Here is a 24,600-nt window from a genome sequence, read left to right on the forward strand (position 1 = left end):
GAGAATAATCACGTTGGGTGCGTTTGAACTCAGTCATCATCACGTTCTCCGGATTTAAGTCAGGAACGTGTCAACGCTATTCAGGACGGGTCACATCTATAAAAAAAGCCTCTGTTAACAGAGGCTTTTTAACGTCACTACCGCAGGAATATTATTCCCACTCAATCGTAGCCGGTGGCTTACCGCTGATGTCATACACCACGCGAGAGATGCCGTTGACTTCGTTGATGATGCGGTTGGATACGCGGCCTAAGAAATCGTACGGCAGGTGCGCCCAGTGTGCGGTCATAAAGTCGATGGTTTCCACAGCACGCAGAGAGACAACCCAATCGTACTTACGGCCATCGCCCATCACGCCAACGGAACGGACCGGCAGGAACACGGTGAACGCCTGGCTCACTTTGTTGTACAGGTCGGCTTTGTGCAGCTCTTCGATGAAGATAGCGTCCGCGCGACGCAGCAGGTCGCAGTACTCTTTCTTCACTTCGCCCAGCACGCGAACGCCGAGACCTGGGCCTGGGAACGGGTGACGGTACAGCATGTCGTACGGCAGGCCCAGCTCCAGACCAATTTTACGTACTTCGTCTTTGAACAGCTCACGCAGCGGTTCAACCAGACCCATCTTCATCTCTTTCGGCAGGCCGCCCACGTTGTGGTGAGATTTGATGACGTGCGCTTTACCGGTTGCGGAGGCCGCAGATTCGATAACGTCAGGGTAGATAGTGCCCTGCGCCAGCCACTTCACGTCTTCCAGCTTCAAGGCTTCTTCGTCGAACACTTCAACGAACACGCGACCGATGATTTTACGTTTGGCTTCTGGGTCGTTTTCGCCTTTCAGCGCGTCGAGGAAGCGCTGCTCGCCTTCAACGTGAACGATGTTCAGGCCAAAGTGGTCACCGAACATGTCCATCACCTGCTGTGCTTCGTTCAGACGCAGCAGACCGTTGTCGACGAACACGCAGGTCAGGTTTTTACCGATTGCGCGGTGCAGCAGCATCGCGGTAACGGAGGAGTCCACGCCGCCGGACAGGCCGAGGATCACTTTATCGTTGCCAACCTGCTCGCGGATGCGGGCAACGGCGTCGTCGATGATTTTCTCTGGGGTCCACAGCGCTTCACACTGGCAGATGTCGCGTACAAAACGCTCCAGCATACGCAGGCCCTGACGGGTATGGGTCACTTCCGGGTGGAACTGCACGCCGTAGAAGCGTTTTTCTTCGTGCGCCATAATGGCGAACGGGCAGGTCTCGGTGCTGGCAACGGTGACGAAGCCTTCCGGAATAGCGGTCACTTTGTCGCCGTGGCTCATCCACACGTCCAGCAACGGTTTGCCTTCAGCGGTCAGGGAGTCTTCGATGCCGCGGATCAGCGCGCTGTCGGTCTGTACTTCAACCTGCGCATAGCCGAATTCACGCTCGGTAGAGCTTTCAACGTGGCCGCCCAGCTGCATTGCCATGGTCTGCATGCCGTAGCATACGCCGAATACCGGCACACCCGCGTTGAACACGTACTCTGGCGCACGTGGGCTGTTTGCTTCGGTGGTGCTTTCCGGGCCGCCGGAGAGGATGATACCGCTCGGATTGAACTCACGGATTTGCGCTTCAGTAACATCCCATGCCCACAGCTCACAATAAACGCCCAGTTCACGTACGCGACGTGCAACCAGCTGGGTGTACTGGGAACCGAAATCAAGGATGAGAATGCGATGTTTATGAATATTGTCTGTCATTTGACGTTAGTTCCGAGGCAAGTGAAACAATAACAAAGCGCCCAACCTGTAAAGTATAGGGATTGGGCGCGGAAACTTATCAGGAGCCCATGCGGTAGTTCGGGGACTCTTTGGTGATGGTCACGTCGTGAACGTGGCTTTCCTGGATACCCGCGCCGCTGATACGCACGAATTCAGCCTTCGTACGCAGCAGGTCGATGGTACCACAGCCGGTCAGCCCCATACAGGAACGCAGGCCGCCCATCTGCTGGTGAATGATCTCTTTCAGGCGACCTTTGTAGGCTACGCGACCTTCGATACCTTCTGGTACCAGTTTGTCGGCAGCGTTATCGCTCTGGAAGTAACGGTCGGAAGAGCCTTTGGACATCGCGCCCAGGGAGCCCATACCACGGTAAGATTTGTAAGAACGGCCCTGGTAGAGTTCGATTTCACCCGGGGATTCTTCAGTACCTGCCAGCATGGAGCCTACCATCACGGCGGCGGCACCCGCGGCGATCGCTTTGGCGATATCGCCGGAGAAACGAATACCGCCGTCGGCGATAACCGGAATACCGGTACCTTCCAGCGCTTCAACCGCATCGGAAACGGCGGTGATCTGCGGTACACCGACGCCGGTGACGATACGGGTAGTACAGATGGAGCCAGGGCCGATACCGACTTTAACCGCGCTGCAGCCAGCGTCTGCCAGCGCACGAGCGCCCGCGCCGGTAGCCACGTTGCCGCCGATGATTTGCAGGTCCGGGTATTTTGCTCGGGTTTCACGAATACGCTGCAGAACGCCTTCAGAATGGCCGTGGGAGGAGTCGATCAGCAGGACGTCAACGCCTGCAGCAACCAGCGCATCAACGCGGTCTTCGTTGCCCGCACCCGCACCAACCGCTGCGCCTACGCGCAGACGACCTTTATCGTCTTTACAGGCGTTTGGTTTACGTTCTGCTTTTTTGAAGTCTTTAACGGTGATCATGCCCAGCAGGTGGAAGCTATCGTCAACCACCAGCGCTTTCTCTACGCGGCGTTCGTGCATCTTCGCGAAGACCACTTCACGCGATTCACCTTCGCGAACGGTAACCAGACGATCTTTCGGGGTCATGTAGACGCTCACCGGCTGGCTCAGGTCGGTCACGAAGCGCACGTCACGACCGGTAATGATACCGACCAGTTCGTTGTCTTCGGTCACAACCGGATAGCCTGCGAAGCCGTTACGCTCGGTCAGTTCTTTCACTTCGGCAAGCGTGGTGGTTGGCAGGACGGTCTGCGGGTCGGTAACCACGCCAGATTCATGCTTCTTCACGCGGCGAACTTCTTCCGCCTGGCGTTCGATGGACATGTTTTTGTGGATAAAACCAATGCCGCCTTCCTGTGCCAGGGCAATTGCCAGGCGCGCTTCAGTCACGGTGTCCATTGCCGCAGAGAGCATAGGAATGTTCAGGCGAATCGTTTTGGTCAGCTGGGTGCTGAGGTCAGCAGTGTTCGGCAGAACGGTAGAATGAGCGGGAACGAGGAGGACGTCGTCAAACGTCAGGGCTTCTTTTGCGATACGTAGCATGGGCAATATCTCACCTGGGAGGTTATTAAATATTGCCGCGGCATTATACAGAGCGTAACCGATTGCATCCACACTTTTTTGCAAAAAAACCTTGCGCTCCCCGGTAAGCATGTTACTTTCGACTGAATAACCTGCTGATTTAGAATTTGATCCCGCTCACATGTTATCCTCACAAAGCCCCTCAATTTTTACCGTTAGCCGCCTTAACCAGACGGTGCGTCTACTGCTTGAGCAGGAGATGGGCCAGGTGTGGATTAGCGGCGAGATTTCGAACTTCACCCAGCCCGCTTCCGGCCACTGGTACTTCACCTTAAAAGACGATAACGCCCAGGTTCGCTGCGCGATGTTCCGCAACAGCAACCGCCGGGTGACGTTCCGTCCGCAGCATGGGCAGCAGGTGTTAGTCCGCGCCAATATTACGCTGTACGAGCCGCGCGGTGATTACCAAATCATCGTCGAAAGCATGCAGCCAGCGGGCGAAGGTCTATTACAGCAGAAGTACGAACAACTGAAGGCGAAGCTCCAGGCTGAAGGCCTCTTCGACCAGCAGCTCAAACAGCCGCTCCCCTCTCCGGCGCACTGCGTTGGGGTGATTACCTCCAAAACGGGCGCTGCGCTGCACGATATTCTTCACGTCCTCAAACGCCGCGATCCGTCGCTGCCGGTGGTGATTTACCCGACCGCCGTCCAGGGCGAAGATGCGCCGGGGCAAATCGTGCGCGCCATTGAGCTGGCTAACGCCCGCAACGAATGCGACGTGCTGATCGTCGGGCGCGGCGGCGGTTCGCTGGAAGATTTGTGGAGCTTTAACGATGAGCGCGTGGCGCGGGCGATATTTGCCAGCCGCATTCCAGTCGTGAGCGCCGTCGGCCATGAAACTGACGTCACTATTGCCGATTTCGTCGGCGACCTGCGCGCGCCAACGCCGTCCGCCGCAGCAGAAATGGTCAGCCGCAATCAGCAGGAGTTAGTCCGCCAGATCCAATCCGCCCAGCAGCGCCTTGGCATGGCGATGGATTACTACCTTGCCAACCGCAGCCGTCGCTTTACCCAGATGTTCCATCGCCTCCAGCAGCAGCATCCACAGCTACGGCTGGCTCGCCAGCAGACGACGCTTGAGCGTCTTCGCCAACGCATGAGCACGGCGCTGGAAAACCAGATGAAGCAGGCCAATCAGCGCCAGCAGCGCATGATGCAGCGCCTGAATCAGCAGAATCCGCAGCCGCGCATTCATCGCGCCCAGTCGCGCATTCAGCAACTGGAATATCGTCTGGCCGAGAATATTCGCGCCCGTCTGAGCGAGCAGCGCGAACGCTTTGGCAATGCAGTCACGCATCTGGAAGCCGTTAGCCCGCTGGCAACGCTCGCGCGCGGCTACAGCGTTACGACCGCCAGCGATGGCAAAGTGCTGAAGCAAACAAAGCAGGCAAAGGCGGGAGAGATGCTGACGACGCGTCTGGCAGACGGCTGGGTGGAGAGTGAAATCCGCACGGTCACCGCACAGAAGAAAACACGAGCGCGTAAAAAAGCGGAGTAAGAAGCCGATGACAAAGCCAGAGCCTGATGGCGCGTCGCTTATCAGGCCTGCCGTCGGGCGCAAACCATGTAGGCCGGGTAAGGCGCAGCCGCCACCCGGCATAAACGAGATACGGCCGTAAAATTATTCGCCGACCGGCAACCACTCTACCCGCTTTTTCGATACCAGGCCGTGGCCGTTCTGGCAGAAGTAGTCCACCGCGCCGCAGGCTTTCAACACCTCCAGCTGCTTATGGCACTCCGGGCAGCGTGCTTCCAGCGTAAAATCTTGCTCGCAGCGATCGCAGTGGGCCTGGTTACCCTGCACCTCCAGAGAGGCCTGACAGGTTGGGCAGATGAATTCCATGACGACTCCTTAACTCGGTTCTTGTGCCGCTATTTTACCACGACTCACCGCTCAATGTTCCCCACGCAGTTGCTGCTGGATACGCAAAAGCGTCTCCACTTCCGCCATCCGGCGCTGCGTCAGTTTCGCCACTTCGTCCGGGGCGCGGAAAAACAGGCTGCGCTTACCGAGGATGTGCTCCGCGAGGCAGTGCGCGTAAATGGCGCCCGGCCGCGTCCAGCGCATCACGCTATCGCCATCAATCAGCTCCACGCTTTCACCGCCAGGAGCACGAGTCTGGCTGATAACCCTTCCGTCGCGCAGATAAATGCGGATCCCTTTGCGCTCCACGCCCGGCCCGGCATATTTGTTCAGCCACAGATTCACAGGAATATGGCCTAGTGTACCTTTGAGATGCGCCTCCCCTTCCGCCGTTTCGATATCGCCGCGTGCAATAGGCCGCCCCAGCCGGTCCTTAACCTGCTGCGCCACCAGCTGAATATCATCACTACCGCCGAGATAGCGCACCGTTTCACGCATCATGGCCAGCACGTGGGTGCCGATATCGACAATCACACCGTCAGGATGGCGAAATTCACGGGTATCCGGCTCGCCGGTGGTAAAGTTCAGGGCGATAGGCTCCCCGGCGGCGTTAAAGCCGCTTGGTTCTAGCAGAAAGCCGTCGATGCCGGCAATATCGTCCAGCGAAGTGACCAGCGGCGCAGTCACGCTCGCAGAATCCTCCGGCTGCCAGCGGTCGTCCATTTTCCCTTGCACCAGACACAACGCACCATCGCGGGCCATCCAGTGGTCCAGCGCCAGTACGCGCTGGGCATTATCTTTATGGGCAAGCAACTGACGCAGGCTATCAATTTGCCCGAGGGTGGCGGCGACCGGTTTTTCCACCACGATACGGGGGATGTTAGAACGCAGCGCCTGCTCGAGCGCGGGCAGATGCTGCAACGAAACGGTGGTGATAAACAGCACATCGAGCGGCTTTTCCCGCAGCTCCGCCAGCGACTCACAGGCGCTGACGCCCGGCAGCGTGCGCTGTGGATTCAGATCGTATCCCCACAACGAGGAGATTGGGAACGACAGTCGCGCTAGCGCAGGAAGATAGGCGGTTTCCACCACCGCCCCCAGGCCGATAAATCCAATATTCATAATTTCCGACTCACGTATAAGTAAACGACATTTAGCGCCATTATGCGTGAAGCGCCATCGTGAATTATTGTTCACGATGGGCTATCGGGTTACAGAACCGCGCGCAATCGCGCAAAACCTTCTGCCAGATCGGTCTTCAGGTCATCCATATCTTCGAGGCCAATCTGGATACGCAGTGTCAGGCCACCAGGCTGCCAGGTGGTGGCGGTACGATAATCAGCGCAGTTAAATGGAATCATCAGACTTTCGAACCCGCCCCAGGAATACCCCATACCAAAAATGCCCATATGATCCAGCATGTTCGCCACGCCCGCTTTGGTAAATTCCGGCTTAAGCACGAAAGAGAACAGCCCGGATGAACCGGTAAAATCACGCTTCCACAGCTCATGCCCCGGGCATTCCGGCAGCGCCGGGTGCAGCACTCTCATCACTTCAGGGCGTTCGCTCAGCCAATGCGCCATCTCCAGGCCGCGTTTTTCCGCCTCTTTCAGGCGTAGATGCATGGTGCGCAAGCCCCGCAGCGCCAGGAAACAATCTTCGGCACCCGGCAGCATCGCCATCAAATCGTAGGTTTGGCGAAGCTGAGGCCACCAGTTTTCATTGGCCGACACCACGCCCATCAGCAGGTCGGAATGGCCACCGAGATATTTGGTCCCCGCCTCCAGAGACAGATCGCAGCCGTGCTCGTGGGCGCGGAAGAAAATCGGCGTCGCCCAGGTGTTATCGATAATGGTGGCAATATTGTGCTTTTTCGCCGCCCGGGTCATTGCTGGAACATCCTGAATCTCAAAGCTTTGTGACCCCGGAGATTCGAGGAACAGCGTGGTGGTATTGGGCCGGAACAGACTCTCAATGTCCGCACCAATCAGCGGGTCGTAGTAGGTGGTATCAATCCCCATTTTGGTCAGCATCCCGGCGCAGAAGTTGCGGGTTGGCCGATAAACGCTGTCGGGCATCAGCAGGTGATCGCCCGCTTTCAGCGTGGTCAAAAGCGACAGCGCAATCGCTCCCAGGCCAGACGGCGACAGCACCGTACCCGCAGCACCCGCCAGCGCGCTCCATGCATTCTCCAGGCTGGCAATGGTCGGTGTGCCCATGGTGCCGTAGTTAAACTCCGCGCGGTTATGTTCAAGGTCACTCACCGTCGGGAAAATCACCGTCGAGCCGCGATAGACCGGTACGTTCACAAACCCCGCCTGTTTACTGGCATCCCGGCCAAGCTGGGTGATTTGAGTGCTGATGTTAAAGTCGGATGTGGATCGATTACTCATGGATTACCTCATAAATTTCCCTGGTCGCGAAAACATCGTAACCACCGAACGTTACTCAAAGAACTTAAAGAAGGGCGATAGACACAGCAAGATGCCAAAGAAAATGATGAACCAGACCCCCGGGCCTTTAAACTGATGCAGCACCTTCACCTTATAAACCAGATAGCAAGGGATCAGGCAGGACACCAGGCCAAACAGCGGGCTGCCAAGCTGCATAAAGAACAGGATCGAGAAACGCGTCGAGATCCAGACCCACAACGCGAGGATCACACCAATGCTAATTGCCACGTGCAGCACCTTCTGGTTGATCTTCTCTTCAGGCATAAAGCGGGTGATAACGTTCACCACGATGCCCTTAATCGCTTCCTGAAAACCGAGGTAGATACCGAGAAACGCGGTGAGGATGGCAAAAATATTGAGCAGCGCACTCATCACTTTAACCACCGAGCCGGGAATAACCTGGGCGGCAATCGCCAGCGCGGAGATGTTCTGTTCAAACGCCGATACCGCCTGCTCGTGGCTAATGGCAAAAGTGAACGAAAAAGCAAAAAACAGCACCGCAACGGCCAGAATAATATAGGCCACCCGGTTGGCGCGAATCGCCCGGTAAGTCGCAATACGTTTATCGGCTTCCATCTTGCGATAGGCGATATTCATTGGGCTTAATATCTGCACAAACAAAATAGAAAACAATGTAAACGGCAGCGTCAGGAACACATCACGCATAAACGTCAATATTGGCGGAAATGCGCTGATATTGCTGAAGTTCCAGTACGGCACCATCACCAGACCCAGCACCACGATAATGCCAAACTTCACGCACACCATGGGGCCAGAAACCTTAAACAACAGCTTTTCACCCTGCGAAGCAATACAGACCAGCACCGTCAGGATAATCAACCCGTACCAGATAGAATCAGACAGCAGGCCTTTCGTCAGGCCAAAGGTTTGGATATAGGATGCGCTATCAAAGGTCACGGCCAGCGAGTAAGAAAACATACCGTGCAGCAGCATCAGAAAGTAGGCAATACCTAAACCCATCCCCCAGTTTTTCCCCAGATATTGGGTGATGACGCTGGCGTAATCCTGACAATCATCTGTTTCTGACAGCGTCTTCAGATAGAGGCTTTGCAGGATATAAATCGCTGGATATGAAATTGCCACTGAAGCGATAAAGACCCAAATACCTTTAATACCCACCTGTACTGGCATAAAAACGATGCCTGAACCAATGGCCATACCAATGCAGAGAATCACCCAACCAACATCATATTTCGTGAAGGGTACGGATTTATATAAATTATTAGTTTTATTTTCGAGTATCTCAGCCATTAAATGCCTTCCTATTTATAAGTGTTATTTAGAATAGAAACTCAAAAAACTGGATTGAGGTGTCTGTCAACACAAATGTTAGGGGATATGGCAGGGATAAAGAAAGGTCTGAACGGTGTTAATCACTAACAATACCTTTGCGTTTAACGCAAAAATTGATAGTCATCTCAATTTTTAAGAAAGACAAATAAAATTATTTAAAAACAGATAATTACACCATAAAAAGATTATATTTTTCTTTCTGGGCCGGTTCGGGTAAGGTGGCAGCAGGCAGCGTTTTTTATTGCACATGGCGAACAGGTAAGCGAGCGACTCACCATTTCCGTGATGGTGCTCAAACTTCAACATCATCACGTCTATTATTCGGCTAAGAAAAGGGGGGTAGCGATGTCATTAAATAAAAATGCGGCGCTTGCAAAATTAAAAGTTGATAACTATTCCATCTTTCATCATCTGAAAACGTTTATCAAAGTGGTGGAGTGCAATAGTTTTTCTGCCGCTGCGCAAAAGCTGAATCTGACGCCCTCGTCCGTGAGCCGCAGTATCGCCCAGCTTGAGGATCAACTCGGTGTCGTGTTGTTAAAGCGCACCACCCGCACTTTAATCCTGACCGAACCGGGGCAATATTTACTGTTTCGCGCACAGCGCCTGCTAGAAGAACTGGACGAGTCGCTGGCCAATATCGCCAGCTTTAACCATCACCCACAGGGCAAGCTGCGCATCACCTGCTCTATTGCCTTCGGCGTCTGTCATCTGATGCGTATTTACAGCGAATATCGTCAGGACAACCCAGACGTCACACTCTGTGTCGATTTAAACGACCAGAACGTCAATCTTAACGAAGAGAATTTTGATATTGCCCTCAGAATTACCGCACACCCGCCCACCAATTTTGCGCTGCGCAAAATCTGCAAAATTAACTGGGTGTACTGCGCCAGCCGGGATTATTTCGCAAGGCGCGGCGTGCCGCAACGGCTTGAGGATCTTGAGCAGCACGACTGTCTGATAAACCCCAACGTTTCCGATAACTGGCGCTATCAAAACGTCAACGGCAGCTTTAGCGCGCTAAAGGTGAACAGCATCATCGAAGTGAACAGCACTCTCGGGCTACTTCATGCTGCACTGCATCATCAGGGAATAGTCAGCCTGCCGACCTATATGCTGGGCGATTCGATTGCCCGGGGTGAGCTGGTGCCTGTACTGACGGAATATAGCGCGAGGGAAAATGATTACAGCCTGTACGCACTGTATCATCCGGGGCATTACCAGGATCCCAAGGTCAGAAGTTTTATCGATTTTCTGGTCGAGAGCATCGGGGAAAACCCCGACTGGGATCGCTGGATGCAACGCCCCGCAGAGGCGTAACGCGTTACTCGTTGCCCCACTCATTGAGGAAGTTGGCAATTTCATCAATACGCTGCGCGCTGATACCGGCTTCAGTCGCCATCTCCTGCTGCGCTTCTTCGCTGATCTCTTCGTTATTCATTAAACGGGTCAACAGCAGTTGGAAGTAGTGCGCCAACGCATCCAGTTCGCTCTCGCCGACGGGCTTCGCCGATTCTGAGGCGTACTCTTCGGCAATATCATAATACTTCAGTGGAATGTCATTATTCATACATCGCTCCTGGGGTTAATCTCATTCTTCGCGGCTGAGAAGGTCTCAGACCTTGAGCATTTTTACCGTGGCTTCAATATCAATCTCATCTTCCGAGAAGATAAGCGTTGTGCCCTGGAAAGTGGTGATTGCCAGCTTCTTCAGCGTACGCATTTCACCCGTTTTCTCCGCTGATTTCGGCTTGATGCTGTTCATCAGAAGCCCCACGGACAGCACCGCATTCTCTTTATCAATACGGGTATCGGCAGGCACTTCCTCGCTGTACACCAGGAAGGATTTGATCGACGTGAGCTTGATGCGCTCACCCGCGATATAGATATGTTTGCTTTCCGGGATAACTTTCACCGCGTAAGCAGATAGCCCTTTGTTGTTGGTGGTGGGTTCGAAGGTCACCGCGGCATCTTTTTTAATCAGATCGGGGTTGGCAACCTTAATCACATGAAAATAGCGGTTATCACCGTTTTCATCTTTGATAAACCCAAAACCTTTATCTTTAAACCAGGTTGTGATTGTTCCGTTCATCGACCTTACCGCCTACTTTAATCGTTTGTTGACTCAATTTTTGCAGCGCGCAGTGTAAAGCACAATGCCTGTACAGACTACGTCTTTGGCTTAAGTCTGGATGATAATTTTCGGCTACGCGAGAACAACCTGCCATAAGTGGCGTCATAAAGCGGTTAAGTTCTCGGCTCATTCCGGCAATTGCGCCCACGGTCGAGCCACATTCAGCCGTCGGTACACTGACGGCGTAATACCGACGCGCTTAATAAAGGCCCGGCGCAGCACGTCGCTGCTGGAATATCCGCACTGGCTGGCGATGGTTTTCAGCGGCAGGGTGCCGCTTTCCAGCAGCATTTTAGCCCGGTCTATTCGCCCGGCCTCCAGCCACTCTCCGGCGGCCATATTCATTTCTTGACGGAACAGCCTGCTCAGATGGCGGGCGCTAAGACCGATATGGTCGGCCATATCCTGCAGGCTCAGCACCGTCGACAGGTTGGCAAGCGTCCAGCGCTGCAAATCCTGAAACGCATTGCGGCCGGTCGTTGAGACCGCGCTGTGGCGTATAAAATGCCCCTGATTCACCGGGCGACGGAAAAACATCACCAGATTACAGGCTATTTCCTGCGCCACCTCGCGCCCCAGATCTTCTTCCACCAGTCGAATGGCTAAATCCATCCCCGAAGTCACCCCTGCCGCCGTTCTGACCGGTCCGTCCGCTACATACAGCGCATCGGCATCGACCTCAACGTCCGGGAACGTCGCCATAAAGCGGGACGTCATGGCCCAGTGGGTGGTGATTTTACGCTGGGTCAGCAGCCCCGTTTGCGCTAATAGAAATGCGCCGGTACAAACGGAACCGTAGCGGCGACTGTTATCACACAGTCTGCGGATATGTGCGATTTGCTCATCGTTCAGCGTCTGCTGCCAGACTTCTGGCGCGCCGGCCAGCAAAAACGTATCCGGCTGTAGCGCATTCGTCTCTACCAGTCGCACGTTCGCCAGCAGATTCACGCCGGACGACGCGCTTACCGTCATATCTTCTAGTGCAATCACCGCGAACTCATACACCTCACGATGCAGGATCCGGTTGGCCTCAGCAAACACATCCAGCGGACCGGAAACGTCCAGTAACTGAACGCCGGGCACGGCAAGGAGAGCAATAACGCGTTTCATGAGCGGGGTGTCCTGATTCGATGGAATGTCTTTAATCGTCGTTATAAGACAATTTATGACATACAGAATGCTCTGTAAACTCTCCTGCAACAACCTGTAAGGAGAAAAATATGACCATCAACGTGCATGGCATCCGTATCCCCGACAGCAAGCTGGCTCGCGAAACTACCGAGTTTATTCGCGATACCGAAAGTGACCTGCTGTTCCACCACTCAAGTCGCGTCTACTACTGGGGGGCTCTGGCCGGGGCACGCCGGGAGCTGAAAGTGGACCACGAACTGCTGTACGTCGGCTGTATGTTCCATGATATTGGCCTGACGCATGAGCATTGCAGCTGCGATAAGCGATTTGAAGTCGATGGCGCCAACGCCGCCCGCGCCTTCCTTGAGGGCCACGGCATCGCGGCTGCTGATATTGATAAAGTGTGGACAGCGATAGCCCTGCACACCACCCCCGGTATTCCGGAATTTATGGCACCGGAGATCGCGCTGTTAACCGCAGGCGTGGAAATGGACGTGCTGGGGATTGGCTACGATGAGGTTAGCGATGCGAATCGTGAAGCGGTCGTTCAGCAGCACCCGCGCCAGGACAACTTTAAAGAGAATATCATTAGTGCGTTTTACGATGGGATCAAGGGTAAAACCCAGACCACCTTCGGCAACGTGAAAGCCGATGTTATCTGCGATAAAGACCCTGGCTTTGTGCCCGGCAATTTCTGCAGCGTGATCCGTCAGTCGCGTTGGAAATCATAATAACGTCGGATGGCGCTTTGCTTATCCGGCCTACAACTATCATAAAAAAACCCGCTTTCGCGGGTTTTTTAGCTATTCAGCGTTTAAAGCATCGCTTATTTGCTTTTCTTAATGTGTCGAATCAGACGCTGACGCTTACGCATCTGGGTTGGCGTCAGCGTATTGCGTTTGTTTGCATACGGGTTTTCGCCTTCCTTGAACTGAATGCGGATAGGCGTACCCATCACATCCAGCGATTTGCGGAAGTAGTTCATCAGATAGCGCTTGTAGGAATCCGGCAGGTCTTTCACCTGGTTACCGTGAATAACCACAATTGGCGGGTTATAACCACCGGCGTGCGCATATTTCAGCTTCACGCGACGACCACGAACCAGCGGCGGCTGGTGATCTTCGGTCGCCATGGTCATGATACGAGTCAGCATCGCGGTACCCACGCGGCGAGTTGAGCTGTCATATGCTTCGCGGATAGATTCGAACAGGTTACCTACGCCGCTGCCGTGCAGTGCGGAGATAAAGTGTACGCGAGCGAAGTCGATAAAGCCCAGACGGTAGTCCAGGGTCTCTTTCACCTGCTCTTTCACTTCCATGCTCAGGCCGTCCCACTTGTTGACGACGATAACGAGTGAGCGCCCACTATTGAGGATAAAGCCCAGTAGCGACAGGTCCTGATCGGAGATACCTTCACGGGCATCAATCACCAGCAGACACACGTTAGCGTCTTCAATGGCCTGCAGGGTTTTGATTACGGAGAACTTCTCAACCGTATCCGTCACCTTGCCGCGCTTACGCACACCCGCGGTATCGATGAGAACGTATTCACGCTCATCGCGCTCCATCGGGATATAGATACTGTCACGGGTGGTGCCCGGCATATCGTAAACCACCACGCGGTCTTCGCCGAGGATACGGTTAGTAAGCGTAGACTTACCTACGTTCGGACGACCAACGATAGCGATTTTGATTGGCAAGTCTTGCGGGTTGAAGTCGTCTTCCGGCTCTTCTACCCCTTCGCCATTTTCAGCTTCGAATTTCGCCCAATACTCGGCGTCTTCGTCCACTTCTTCCGGCGGGTTGATATCGTCAACGAACGGCAGCAGAACGGTTTCCAGCAGCGTCGTCACGCCACGACCATGAGAGGCCGCAATCGCGTGAATTTCACCGAGGCCCAGCGACCAGAAGTCAGCAACGGCCTGATCCGGGTCAATCCCGTCCGTTTTGTTCGCCACCAGGAAGGTTGGCTTTTCACGAGCACGCAGATGTTTAGCAATGCCTTCGTCCGCAGGCATCAGCCCCGCACGTGCATCAACCATAAACAGCACAACGTCGGCTTCTTCAATCGCCAGCAGCGACTGCTCCGCCATGCGCGTTTCCACGCCCTCTTCCGTGCCATCGATACCGCCGGTATCGATACAGATAAACTCACGCCCTTCAACTTCAGCACGACCGTACTTACGGTCACGAGTCAGACCCGGGAAATCCGCAACCAGCGCATCACGAGTGCGCGTCAGGCGGTTAAAAAGCGTGGATTTTCCAACATTAGGGCGCCCGACAAGCGCGACCACAGGTACCATGTTAAAGCCTCATATACTCAAAATTTTGACAAAATCTATAAATAGCAAACGGCCCCTGAGCATTCAGGAGCCGTCCATTGCTGAATCAACGTCGCCGTTAACGCGTAATCGCGTAAACCGTACCGTCTTTCGCCTGAATCAGCAGTTTACCGTCAGCCACCACCGGTTCCGTCAGGAAGCCCGCGCTGTCAACCTTCTGCTGAGCGACGAAGCGCCCATCTTCCGGGTTAATCCAGTGCATGTAACCTTCTGCGTCACCCACCACCAGGCTGCCATTATACAGCGCCGGAGAGGTCAGCAGACGGTGCAGCAGATCGCTCTGCGTCCACAGGGTCACGCCACCGTCGGTGGTCAACGCCAGCAGACGGTCGTTCTGGTCAACGATGTAGATACGATTGCCGTCAACGATGAAATCATTCACCGAGCCCAGCTCACGTTTCCACATGATCTGGCCACTGCGCAGATCCAGCGCCGTCAGATTACCATTGTAGGCTAACGCGTAGACAACGCCATTCACGATAACCGGCGTGGTGTCTACATCGCTCAGACGATCGATTTCGGTTGAGCCGGTAGCCTGAGAAATACGCTGCTGCCAGATCATCTGACCCTGCTGCATCAGTACCGCACTCACGCGACCGTTATCGCCGCCAACAATCGCCGCGCCGAAGGCCACAGCCGGTGCAGATTCGCCGCGCAGAGAGAGCGCAGGCATATCCAGGTTCACCGTCCATTTCACGACGCCGCTGTTTTCATCCAGTGCCTGCAGCTGACCGTTGCTGGTATGCACCAGCACCAGACCATCGCTGACGGTTGGACGAGACAGCACTTCGCCTGCTGCCGTGGTTTTCCAGACAACGGAACCATCACCCGCATCCAGCGCATAAACCTGCGCTTTTTCGCTGCCCACATAGACGTGGCCGCCGGCAACGGTCAGGCCGCCAGAGAGCAGCGCTGGCTTACGAGAGAACCAGCCATCTTTTTCCGCCAGGTTAACGGACCACACTTCTTTGCCGTCATCCGCGTTCAGCGCTTTCACGGTGCCTTTACGGTCAGCCGCGTAAACCACGCTGTCCGCATAAGCCGGATGCAGGTTGGAGTAGAAATCACCGATACCGCTGCCGACGGAAACATCCCATGCGGTAGACGGCGTAAACTGGTTTTCTACGGTTGGCAGAGGAGACATTTTAACAACATCTTCTTCGCCGCTAAACAGTGAACAACCACTCAACAGAGTGACAGAAAGCAGTCCTGGCAAAAGTAATTTACGCAATTGCATCGGGTCCCTCTCAGACGGACAAATTATTAATTTTCATGCGCATCATTTCGCTCAGCGCGGGCGATGCATCGCTCTTAGCGCCAGCTTCCCACGCCGCACGTGCGCCCTGCTTGTCACCTTTACTGAGCAGGATTTCCCCGCGTAAATCAGCAACAATTGCCGTCCAGCCTTCGCCCTTCACGCCTTCCAGCGTTTTCAGAGCAACGTCAGGCTGCTTCAGCTGTAGCTGAACGCGGGCCAGACGCAGGCTGATGACGGATTTCAGATTATCATCAGATGCGGCAGCCAGGCCCTGCTGCAGCTGTTTTTCAGCCTGAGCAAGGTCGCTTTTATCGACGAAGACCTGAGCCAGTTCCAGAGAAGCAAACGCACCGTAGGTGTTTTTACTGTCGGCGGCAAATTTCTCCGCGGCGGCCAGCGCTTCCGGTTTCCCTGAACTCAGAGAAGAGACGGCGTTTTCATAAGCCGCAGAGGACTCACGGGCCGAATCTAACTGATGCGAGTTCCAGTAACGCCAGCCAACCAGCGCACCAATCCCCAGAATGACCCCAACGGCCAGCGCTTTACCATTTTCGGCAAAGAAGCTTTTAATCGCCTCAACCTGATCGTTTTCGTTATTAATTTCCACGCAGCCCTTCTCCTGATAATAATGTCCTGGAGATTAACCCAGAATAGTGCGCAAATGCGCGGCAACGCCTTCCTGCGTTACGGTTGTCTGCTCACCAGAGCGCAAATCCTTCACGACAACAGTGGCTTGCTCAACCTCAGACTCACCCAGAACCAGGGCAATACGGGCACCCCATTTATCAGCGCGGGCAAACTGCTTCTTAAAGTTACCGCCGCCGTGGTTGGTCATCAGCTTCACGCCCGGTAACGCATCACGCACCTGCTCTGCCAGACGCATGGCGGCTGACTGAGTATCGGTGCCTGAAGCGACCAGGTATATATCGACAACAGGAGAGGCAATAAATTCCGGATTAACTGCCTGAACTAATAAAACAAGACGTTCCAGACCCATCGCGAAGCCTACCGCAGGGGTAGCACGGCCGCCCAGTTGCTCAACCAGACCATCATAACGGCCACCTGCACAAACGGTACCCTGCGAGCCGAGGCTGTTGGTCACCCATTCGAAAACGGTGCGGTTATAGTAGTCCAGACCGCGAACCAGACGCTGGTTAACGGTGTAGGCAATACCGGCAGCATCCAGCTGTGCGCACAGGCCAGCAAAGTGCTCGCGGGACTCTTCATCCAGATAGTCGCCCAGCGCAGGGGCGTTGTTCAGCAGCGCCTGAACGTCTGGGTTTTTGGAATCCAGCACGCGCAGTGGGTTGCTGTACATACGTCGTTTGCAGTCTTCGTCCAGCACTTCTACGTGCTGCTCAAGGAAGGCGACCAGTGCGTCACGGTAGTTGGCACGAGCTTCCAGAGAACCGATGGAGTTCAGCTCCAGATTCACGTGTTCAGAGATACCCAGCGCACGCCACCAGCGCGCGGTCAGCATAATCAGCTCTGCGTCGATGTCTGGGCCCTGCAGACCGAAGACTTCGCAACCCAGCTGATGGAACTGGCGGTAACGTCCTTTCTGAGGGCGTTCGTGGCGGAACATCGGCCCGATGTACCACAGACGCTGCTCCTGATTGTACAGAAGACCATGTTCGATGCCGGCGCGTACGCAGCCCGCAGTACCTTCCGGACGCAGCGTCAGGCTATCGCCATTGCGGTCTTCGAAGGTATACATCTCTTTTTCAACCACGTCGGTCACTTCACCGATAGCGCGTTTGAACAACGGGGTCTGCTCTACAATCGGCAAACGGATTTCGCTATAACCGTAGCTGCCGAGCACCTGCTTGAGTGTGCCTTCAATGCGCTGCCAGATGGCGGTTTCGCCAGGCAGATAATCGTTCATGCCGCGAATGGCTTGAATGTTTTTTGCCACGTTAATTCTCTTTATATATAAAAATGAACCCTCGGCGCGTTCAGCGCCTGGGGTTCAATCATACACAGGAAGCAAGGCGCTTCCCATCTCGTTATTTTTCAACCTGCTGAACGTCGATACGGCGCGCTTCATCAAGCACCGACGCTTTCGCCCGGATCCTTGCTTCAAGCTGGCTAATCATATCGTCGTTATCGACGCGATCTTTACGCACGCCGTCTTCATACAGGCCGCTTTTTTTGTTGCCGCCGGTCACGCCAAGCGTCGACACCAGCGCTTCGCCAGGGCCGTTTACCACGCAGCCGATAATCGATACGTCCATCGGGGTGATGATATCTTCCAGACGCTGCTCCAGCGCGTTGACCGTCCCGATAACGTCAAACTCCTGACGTGAACAGGTAGGGCAAGCGATGAAGTTGATCCCACGTGCGCGGATACGCAGTGATTTCAGAATATCGAAACCGACCTTGATCTCTTCGACCGGATCCGCCGCCAGCGAAACGCGCAGCGTGTCGCCAATCCCTTCGGATAGCAGCAGGCCCAGGCCAATGGCTGACTTCACTGAACCGCTACGCAGGCCGCCTGCTTCGGTGATCCCGAGGTGCAGCGGCTGATCGATCTGTTTCGCCAGCAGGCGATACGATTCTACCGCCAGGAAAACGTCGGACGCTTTCACGCTGACTTTGAACTGATCGAAGTTCAGACGATCGAGGTGATCCACGTGACGCATTGCTGATTCCAGCAGCGCCTGCGGCGTAGGTTCGCCGTATTTTTCCTGCAGATCTTTTTCCAGCGACCCGGCGTTCACGCCGATACGGATAGGGATGTTTTTGTCGCGAGCACAGTCAACGACCATGCGAATGCGCTCTTCGTTGCCGATGTTGCCTGGGTTAATGCGCAGGCAGTCAACGCCGTACTCCGCCACTTTCAGAGCGATACGGTAGTCGAAGTGAATATCAGCAACCAGCGGGACGTTAACCTGCTGTTTGATAAGTTTGAAGGCTTCTGCGGCGTCCATCGTCGGCACGGATACACGAACGATATCCGCCCCTACGCGTTCCAACGCCTTAATTTGATTAACCGTCGCTTCAACGTCTGTTGTGCGTGTATTGGTCATCGACTGTACGGCGATAGGAGCCCCATCGCCGATCGGCACGTTCCCAACGTAAATGCGTGTGGATTTTCTACGTTGAATTGGAGCCTGGTTGTGCATGAAAAATCTCCCGCATTACGCGTCTGTTATTGTGCTGGTGATTGTTCAGCACTCACGGTCAGGCGCGCAACCTGGTTAGTTCTGATAAAGCGGCTCAGATCGACCGGTTTGCCCTGGTAGGCGATCTGTACTGCGGCCGGAGCACCAATTTTGAGTTTGTAAGGCGCCTGGCCGCTCAGGTTCAGGGTACCACCTTTACGCTGCAGGCCGCTGAACAGCTTTTTACCGGTAGCGTCGGTCACTTCCAGCCAGCAGTCGGCGGAGAAGTTCATCACCAGCGCATTAGCATCAGCAACCGGTGCGGCAGTTTGTGCCGGGTCGGTTGGCAGTGCGCCCGGCGTTGCGGTCTGCGGTGCAGGGGTAGTGGTTTGCGCTGCGGTACCGTCGACGTTAGCCTGAGACGGTGCCACAACGGCGTTATTCTGTGCGGTTGCTACAGGCGCAGTCGGAGCCGGTGCGGCATCCGCAGGTGCGGTGGTAGCGGTATCTGGAGTTGCTGCGGTATCGGTCGTAGCAGGAGCCTGCGCGGTATCCGCGCCAGTGTTCAGCGGGATATCCTGCGAGTCGTTGCCGCTCGCTTTCAGCTCAACGGAGGATTGATCGGCCATGGTGGTGATCTCTTCCTGCTGCGCTTTATGGTTCTGCCACCACCAGGCAACGGTTAACCCGACAACCACGAAGAGGACAAGCCAGGTAAAACTCATCAGCCAGCCGTCACGTTTTTTGCGACGCTTGCCCAGGGAGAAGGTCTGCATCGGAGCGACTTTCGCCGCGCGTACCGGTGCTTGCTTTTCCATCATCGGCAGCAGCTCCTCCTCGGGGATATGCACAAGGCGAGCGTAGGAGCGGATATAACCACGCAAGAATGTTGAAGCGAGTTCAGCAGGCGCCTTATCTTCTTCAATATCACGAACGGTGGAAACCTTCAGGCACAAGCGTTCTGCAACGGCTTGCTGGCTGAGTCCGAGTTGTTCACGGGCAGTACGCAGGCGTACACCCGTGGTTTGTGCTTCTTGTTGGTCGTGGTTGGTTTCAGTATTCATTCGCTACAACTGCTGATTCGTGAAATTTAAGGTTCTGATGCGGAACCGTACCCGCACCGCGAAACATCCGATCGTTGCTATCGGACAGACCGACAAGCTGCCCGGTATACCCAACTTCAAAACAGCGTCAAAGGCCGTCGCTACGCTGTTGTTGCAACGCTACATACTGCCTCAATACTCATCGAAACGCACCGTAATTATTATCCAAATCAGTACGTTTCGCCTAATCCTTAAGCACTTGGCTTTGCGTGCGCCTTTTCAGGCGCACGCCACGCTGAATTACAGCGCTTTCACGTCAATCGCTTCGCCCTGCATACGCTTACGCATTGTACGCTTGGTGCGGTCGATAACGTCACCGGCCAACTGGCCGCAGGCGGCGTCAATATCATCACCGCGCGTTTTACGCACAATGGTGGTAAAGCCATAGCCCATCAGCACTTTACAGAAACGGTCGATACGGCTGTTCGAGCTGCGGCCATACGGCGCGCCCGGGAACGGGTTCCATGGGATCAGGTTGATCTTACATGGCGTATCTTTCAGCAATGCCGCCAGTTCATGCGCATGCTCGGTACCATCGTTGATATGGTCCAGCATGACGTACTCGATGGTCACACGACCCTGGTTAGCGTTGGATTTCGAAATGTAGCCGCGAACGGATTCCAGGAAGGTGGCGATATTGTACTTTTTGTTGATAGGTACAATTTCATCACGGATGGTGTCGTTCGGAGCGTGCAGGGAAATCGCCAGCGCCACGTCAATCATGTCGCCCAGTTTATCCAGCGCAGGCACAACGCCTGAGGTAGACAGGGTTACGCGACGTTTGGAGAGACCAAAACCGAAATCGTCCAGCATGATTTCCATCGCTGGAACCACGTTGGTCAGGTTCAGCAGCGGCTCGCCCATGCCCATCATCACCACGTTGGTGATAGGACGTACGCCGGTCGCTTTGACGGCACCGACGATTTTCGCCGCGCGCCAGACCTGGCCGATGATTTCCGATACCCGCAGGTTACGGTTGAAGCCCTGCTGAGCCGTAGAGCAGAATTTACACTCTAACGCGCAACCGACCTGTGAAGAGACGCACAGGGTTGCGCGGTCGTCTTCCGGGATATATACGGTTTCAACGCGCTGATCGCCGACGGCAATCGCCCATTTGATGGTGCCATCAGATGAACGCTGCTCTTCCACCACTTCAGGGGCGCGAATTTCAGCGACTTCTTTAAGCTTGCCACGCAGCACTTTGTTGATGTCAGTCATCTCATCAAAGTCGTCGCAGCAGTAGTGGTACATCCACTTCATCACCTGATCGGCGCGGAAGGGTTTTTCGCCTAAGTCTTTAAAAAACTCGCGCATCTGCGGACGGCTAAGATCCAGCAGGTTAATTTTTCCATCTTTGTTGGGAACCGCCGGGATGGCGCTCTCAGGCGTGACAATTTGTTCAGACATTTTCTATTCCGGCCTCGTTGTTACACGTTATGGCCCCTGGAGGGTTGATAAAAAGAAGCGCCCCAGGAAAGCGGTCTGCTCGTCCGGGGGCGCTGCATTGTACAAATTCTGGCGCATGGATGCCACGTCTGCACGCGGCATTCACTAAATAAAGTGTAAACGTGCCCTTAGCGGGTACGTGGGCACACTTCGCCTTCTGCGAAGAAGAAAGCGATTTCGCGCGCGGCGGATTCTACGGAGTCAGAACCGTGGGTGCCGTTTTCGGTGAAGCTGTCCGCGTAGTCAGCACGCAGAGTGCCAGCCAGCGCGTTGTCTGGGTTGGTTGCACCCAGCAGGTCACGGTGACGCTGAACGGCGTTTTCGCCTTCCAGTACGGAAACCACGATTGGGCCGGAGGTCATGAACTCAACCAGACCGTCGAAGAATGGACGACCATCGTGCTCAGCGTAGAAGCCACGAGCCTGCTCAACGGTCAGGTGCAGCATTTTGGTGCCAACAATCTTAAACCCTGCTGATTCAAAGCGAGAGAAGATGCTGCCAATAACGTTTTTTGCCACCGCGTTTGGCTTGATGATGGAAAAAGTACGTTCAATAGCCATGATTACCTCTAATTTTATGTTGTCGTGCATACAGCTGTTGTATGACCTGGCGCGGATTATAAAGACCGGATGCGTCGTTGCCTATGGATGAAGGTAACATTTTTTTAAAATAAAACACTTTTAAGCAACACATTTTGTAACAAGCCCGGTTTGGCAATTGTGCGCTGGTTTTGCCCGATGGCGCTACGCTTATCGGGCCTACAACGTGGTATCCCCCCATAGGCTGGGTAAGCACAGCGCTACCCGGCAATTTTACTCACTGTAGCATAAAGTTCACCACCGAAGTCTGCCCGCTCTCATCCATCACCACCAGTTGATAGCGTGCTGGGTTCATCAGCGTTAAGGTCAGACTATCCCCTGCGCTCGTCTGCGGTTCACCGTTGAGGAACCACCAGCGTCGCCCTTCCCCACCGCTTGCCTGCAGCACCACTTTTGCGCTCGGTTCTCCGGGCAAGCGTCGGATCACCGCATCTTCACGAATACCGGAAAGCATCAGCGGGGCGACATTCTGCAATTGACGAGGTGGACAACGCGTCGAGGCCGGCGGTAATCGCGCGTCACGGCGCTCGCCGATGGGCAGCCAAGGCTCCAGCGGCAGCGGCCAGACGTCGAAGGTGGTTTCACGGGCGTCTGGACAATCCGCAGCAACGCGCTGACCTTCGCTATCCAGCCACACTGGGAAACGAATACCCTGAATCCCTTCCTGCTCCGGCAGCAGCAGCGTCGGCGGCAGGCTGTTATCCAGCACCCAGGTGGACAAGCGTCGGCGGCAGTTGCTGTCTCCGGCGGGCAACGGCTGCCCGCTTGGCCAGCAAATTTCCGCTGTGCTCACCGAAGCAGGACGCGGATCGCGCCCCTCCTGCTGACGTGCGTTATTAGCAAGCAGCAGATTGCTCACCTGATTTAACAGCGGGATCGCGCTGGCAAAACCGAACTGCCCGGCCACCGGCGTGCCGTCTGGCCTGCCCGTCCAGATCCCAATGCTGTAACGAGCATTGACGCCAATCGCCCACGCATCGCGATAGCCGTAGCTGGTGCCGGTTTTCCACGCCAGCGGCACTACCTGCGGCAATGATGAGTCCGGCACCGGCTGGGCTTCGCCAGCGAGGATGCGGCGAATGATCCACGCCGCTCCGGGTGAGAGCAGCGGTCGCTCCACCAGCGGGTCACTCGCCAGCATGCGCAGTTTTCCGACCTTACCATGGCGGGCCAAAGCGCTATAGGCGGCGGTGATATCCGCCAGTCGCGCACCCGCACCGCCGAGGATCAGCGACAGATTCGGCTCAGCGCCCGCAGGTAAAATCAGCGGTAGCCCGGCATTACGCAAACGCGCAGCAAACTGCTTCGGTCCGAAGGCATCCAGCACCTGTACCGCCGGGAGATTCAGCGAACGCACCAGCGCCTCGCTCATGCTGACCGGGCCATGAAAGCCACTATCAAAGTTGCCGGGACGATAGTCGCCCACGCGCCGGGGGACATCCTGTAGCAGCGATTCAGGGTGAATTAACGCGCTATCGAGTGCCATGCCGTACAAAAACGGTTTCAGCACCGAGCCCGGCGAGCGCACCGCCGTCACCATATCGACGTGGCCAAAGCGGCTGTCGTCAGCGATATCCGCCGAACCCACCCAGCCGCGCACCTTCATATTGCGATTATCCACCACCACCATCGCCAGCGAGCTACGCGGCGGCAGGCGCGATTTCCAGTTCAGCGCCATCTCTTCCAATTGACGCTGCAGCCCAGCATCCAGAGTGGTGACGATTTTTTCATCCCGGCTCTGCGCCAGCATATGACGGGCAAACAGCGGTGCAAGCTGCGGCATCTGCCGGGGAAACAGCCACACCGGCTCCTCTTTGGCTTCTTTCACTGCGGATGCGGGCCAGACCTGCTGCGTCAGCATGCGATCCAGCACTTTATTACGTGCCAACTGAGCACGTACAGGCCAGCGATCCGGGCGTAATCGGCTCGGTGCCTGCGGCAACACGGCTAGCAGAGCAGCATCGGCGTAGCTTAGCTGGGCAGGTGGTTTTCCGAGATAGGCCCAGCTTGCCGCACCGATGCCCTGCAGCGTGCCGCCAAACGGGGCGCGATTAAGATAAAGGGTGAGAATGTCACGCTTGGAGAGGTGCCACTCCAGCTGCATCGCGCGCCAGAGCTGGCGAAATTTACCGCCGAAAGTGCGCGGGTGCGGGTCAAGCAGCCGCGCGACCTGCATGGTCAGAGTGCTGCCACCGGACACTACGCGGCCAGAGGTCACATTCTGCCAGGCCGCGCGGGCAATAGAAAATGGATTCACGCCGGGGTGATCCCAGAACCAGCGGTCTTCATACTGAATGAGGGCATCAAGATAGCGCGGCGACACCTCTTCGATGGTCACCGGGTAACGCCAGATTCCCTGCGCATCGGCAAAACGCCACAGCGGACTGCCATCCTCTGCTACCACTACCCGAGCCGGAACCACCTCATGGAGCGGCAGCGGCCAGAGTTTATCCGCCAGCACAACGGCGGCCCACAACAACACGACCGCCCCGGCAAGCCATCGCCAGACGGGGCGTTTAATCCAGGCAAGACGCAT

At 55.4% G+C, this 24,600-nt stretch carries 21 protein-coding genes; 3 read left to right on the forward strand and 18 right to left on the reverse strand.

What is annotated here, in order from left to right; all coding sequences use genetic code 11:
* Window positions 1-151: 151 nt before the first annotated feature.
* Window positions 152-1,729, reverse strand: a complete 1,578-nt coding sequence (gene guaA, locus ACLGE8_RS19190) for a glutamine-hydrolyzing GMP synthase (RefSeq protein ID WP_411000481.1) — start codon at window positions 1,727-1,729, stop codon at window positions 152-154.
* A gap of 79 nt (window positions 1,730-1,808) precedes the next feature.
* Window positions 1,809-3,275 carry an IMP dehydrogenase gene (gene guaB, locus ACLGE8_RS19195; RefSeq protein ID WP_411000483.1) on the reverse strand — a complete coding sequence of 489 codons (1,467 nt, stop codon included), beginning with the start codon at window positions 3,273-3,275 and terminating at the stop codon, window positions 1,809-1,811.
* A gap of 160 nt (window positions 3,276-3,435) precedes the next feature.
* On the opposite strand from guaB, the gene xseA reads away from it, so the two are divergent.
* Window positions 3,436-4,812: an exodeoxyribonuclease VII large subunit gene (gene xseA, locus ACLGE8_RS19200; protein WP_411000485.1), complete on the forward strand. Its 1,377-nt coding sequence runs from the start codon at window positions 3,436-3,438 to the stop codon at window positions 4,810-4,812.
* Between the two features lie 123 nt (window positions 4,813-4,935).
* Here the strand turns inward: xseA and ACLGE8_RS19205 are convergent, their stop codons facing one another.
* The 4 genes from ACLGE8_RS19205 to ACLGE8_RS19220 all read right to left on the reverse strand — a co-directional run bounded on the left by ACLGE8_RS19205 (window position 4,936) and on the right by ACLGE8_RS19220 (window position 8,903).
* On the reverse strand, window positions 4,936-5,157 hold the full coding sequence (locus ACLGE8_RS19205; RefSeq protein ID WP_411000487.1) for a zinc ribbon domain-containing protein: 222 nt from the start codon (window positions 5,155-5,157) through the stop codon (window positions 4,936-4,938).
* A 51-nt stretch (window positions 5,158-5,208) separates the two neighbouring features.
* On the reverse strand, window positions 5,209-6,300 hold the full coding sequence (locus ACLGE8_RS19210) for a Gfo/Idh/MocA family oxidoreductase (RefSeq protein WP_411000489.1): 1,092 nt from the start codon (window positions 6,298-6,300) through the stop codon (window positions 5,209-5,211).
* 89 nt (window positions 6,301-6,389) lie between these two features.
* Window positions 6,390-7,571: a cystathionine beta-lyase gene (gene metC / locus ACLGE8_RS19215; RefSeq protein ID WP_411000491.1), complete on the reverse strand. Its 1,182-nt coding sequence runs from the start codon at window positions 7,569-7,571 to the stop codon at window positions 6,390-6,392.
* 51 nt (window positions 7,572-7,622) lie between these two features.
* On the reverse strand, window positions 7,623-8,903 hold the full coding sequence (locus ACLGE8_RS19220; RefSeq protein WP_411000493.1) for an amino acid permease: 1,281 nt from the start codon (window positions 8,901-8,903) through the stop codon (window positions 7,623-7,625).
* Between the two features lie 387 nt (window positions 8,904-9,290).
* Between ACLGE8_RS19220 and ACLGE8_RS19225 the strand changes: the two genes are divergently transcribed.
* Window positions 9,291-10,268 (forward strand): LysR family transcriptional regulator, encoded by a 978-nt coding sequence (locus ACLGE8_RS19225; RefSeq protein ID WP_411000495.1) that lies wholly within the window; start codon window positions 9,291-9,293, stop codon window positions 10,266-10,268.
* A 4-nt stretch (window positions 10,269-10,272) separates the two neighbouring features.
* Here the strand turns inward: ACLGE8_RS19225 and ACLGE8_RS19230 are convergent, their stop codons facing one another.
* From ACLGE8_RS19230 to ACLGE8_RS19240, 3 genes are all read right to left on the reverse strand, one after another.
* Window positions 10,273-10,518, reverse strand: a complete 246-nt coding sequence (locus ACLGE8_RS19230) for a DUF2543 family protein (RefSeq protein WP_123650323.1) — start codon at window positions 10,516-10,518, stop codon at window positions 10,273-10,275.
* A gap of 45 nt (window positions 10,519-10,563) precedes the next feature.
* Window positions 10,564-11,040, reverse strand: coding sequence for a cold shock domain-containing protein (locus ACLGE8_RS19235; RefSeq protein WP_333496806.1), 477 nt, complete (start codon window positions 11,038-11,040; stop codon window positions 10,564-10,566).
* 168 nt (window positions 11,041-11,208) lie between these two features.
* Window positions 11,209-12,192 carry a GlxA family transcriptional regulator gene (locus ACLGE8_RS19240; protein WP_411000497.1) on the reverse strand — a complete coding sequence of 328 codons (984 nt, stop codon included), beginning with the start codon at window positions 12,190-12,192 and terminating at the stop codon, window positions 11,209-11,211.
* A 110-nt stretch (window positions 12,193-12,302) separates the two neighbouring features.
* Here ACLGE8_RS19240 and ACLGE8_RS19245 point away from each other — a divergent pair, with 110 nt between their 5' ends.
* Window positions 12,303-12,944 (forward strand): HD domain-containing protein, encoded by a 642-nt coding sequence (locus ACLGE8_RS19245; protein WP_411000499.1) that lies wholly within the window; start codon window positions 12,303-12,305, stop codon window positions 12,942-12,944.
* A gap of 95 nt (window positions 12,945-13,039) precedes the next feature.
* Here ACLGE8_RS19245 and der read toward each other — a convergent pair whose 3' ends face one another.
* The 9 genes from der to pbpC form a co-directional block, all read right to left on the reverse strand.
* On the reverse strand, window positions 13,040-14,515 hold the full coding sequence (gene der / locus ACLGE8_RS19250) for a ribosome biogenesis GTPase Der (protein ID WP_411000501.1): 1,476 nt from the start codon (window positions 14,513-14,515) through the stop codon (window positions 13,040-13,042).
* Between the two features lie 97 nt (window positions 14,516-14,612).
* Window positions 14,613-15,791, reverse strand: coding sequence for an outer membrane protein assembly factor BamB (gene bamB / locus ACLGE8_RS19255; RefSeq protein WP_185668899.1), 1,179 nt, complete (start codon window positions 15,789-15,791; stop codon window positions 14,613-14,615).
* A gap of 10 nt (window positions 15,792-15,801) precedes the next feature.
* Window positions 15,802-16,419, reverse strand: coding sequence for a YfgM family protein (locus ACLGE8_RS19260; protein WP_185668898.1), 618 nt, complete (start codon window positions 16,417-16,419; stop codon window positions 15,802-15,804).
* Between the two features lie 33 nt (window positions 16,420-16,452).
* Window positions 16,453-17,727: a histidine--tRNA ligase gene (hisS, locus tag ACLGE8_RS19265; RefSeq protein WP_411000504.1), complete on the reverse strand. Its 1,275-nt coding sequence runs from the start codon at window positions 17,725-17,727 to the stop codon at window positions 16,453-16,455.
* Between the two features lie 91 nt (window positions 17,728-17,818).
* Window positions 17,819-18,937 carry a flavodoxin-dependent (E)-4-hydroxy-3-methylbut-2-enyl-diphosphate synthase gene (ispG, locus tag ACLGE8_RS19270; RefSeq protein WP_035891392.1) on the reverse strand — a complete coding sequence of 373 codons (1,119 nt, stop codon included), beginning with the start codon at window positions 18,935-18,937 and terminating at the stop codon, window positions 17,819-17,821.
* 26 nt (window positions 18,938-18,963) lie between these two features.
* Window positions 18,964-19,980 (reverse strand): cytoskeleton protein RodZ, encoded by a 1,017-nt coding sequence (gene rodZ / locus ACLGE8_RS19275; RefSeq protein ID WP_411000506.1) that lies wholly within the window; start codon window positions 19,978-19,980, stop codon window positions 18,964-18,966.
* Window positions 19,981-20,259: 279 nt separating this feature from the next.
* The gene (locus ACLGE8_RS19280) at window positions 20,260-21,426 is read right to left on the reverse strand and encodes a bifunctional tRNA (adenosine(37)-C2)-methyltransferase TrmG/ribosomal RNA large subunit methyltransferase RlmN (protein WP_333496813.1); all 1,167 of its coding nucleotides are present in this window, start codon (window positions 21,424-21,426) and stop codon (window positions 20,260-20,262) included.
* Between the two features lie 167 nt (window positions 21,427-21,593).
* On the reverse strand, window positions 21,594-22,025 hold the full coding sequence (ndk, locus tag ACLGE8_RS19285) for a nucleoside-diphosphate kinase (RefSeq protein ID WP_035891385.1): 432 nt from the start codon (window positions 22,023-22,025) through the stop codon (window positions 21,594-21,596).
* 256 nt (window positions 22,026-22,281) lie between these two features.
* Entirely contained in the window at window positions 22,282-24,600 is a 2,319-nt protein-coding gene (gene pbpC / locus ACLGE8_RS19290; protein WP_411000508.1) for a peptidoglycan glycosyltransferase PbpC, read from the reverse strand.

Source organism: Kluyvera sp. 142486, assembly GCF_046569695.1.
Taxonomy (GTDB): Bacteria; Pseudomonadota; Gammaproteobacteria; order Enterobacterales; family Enterobacteriaceae; genus Kluyvera.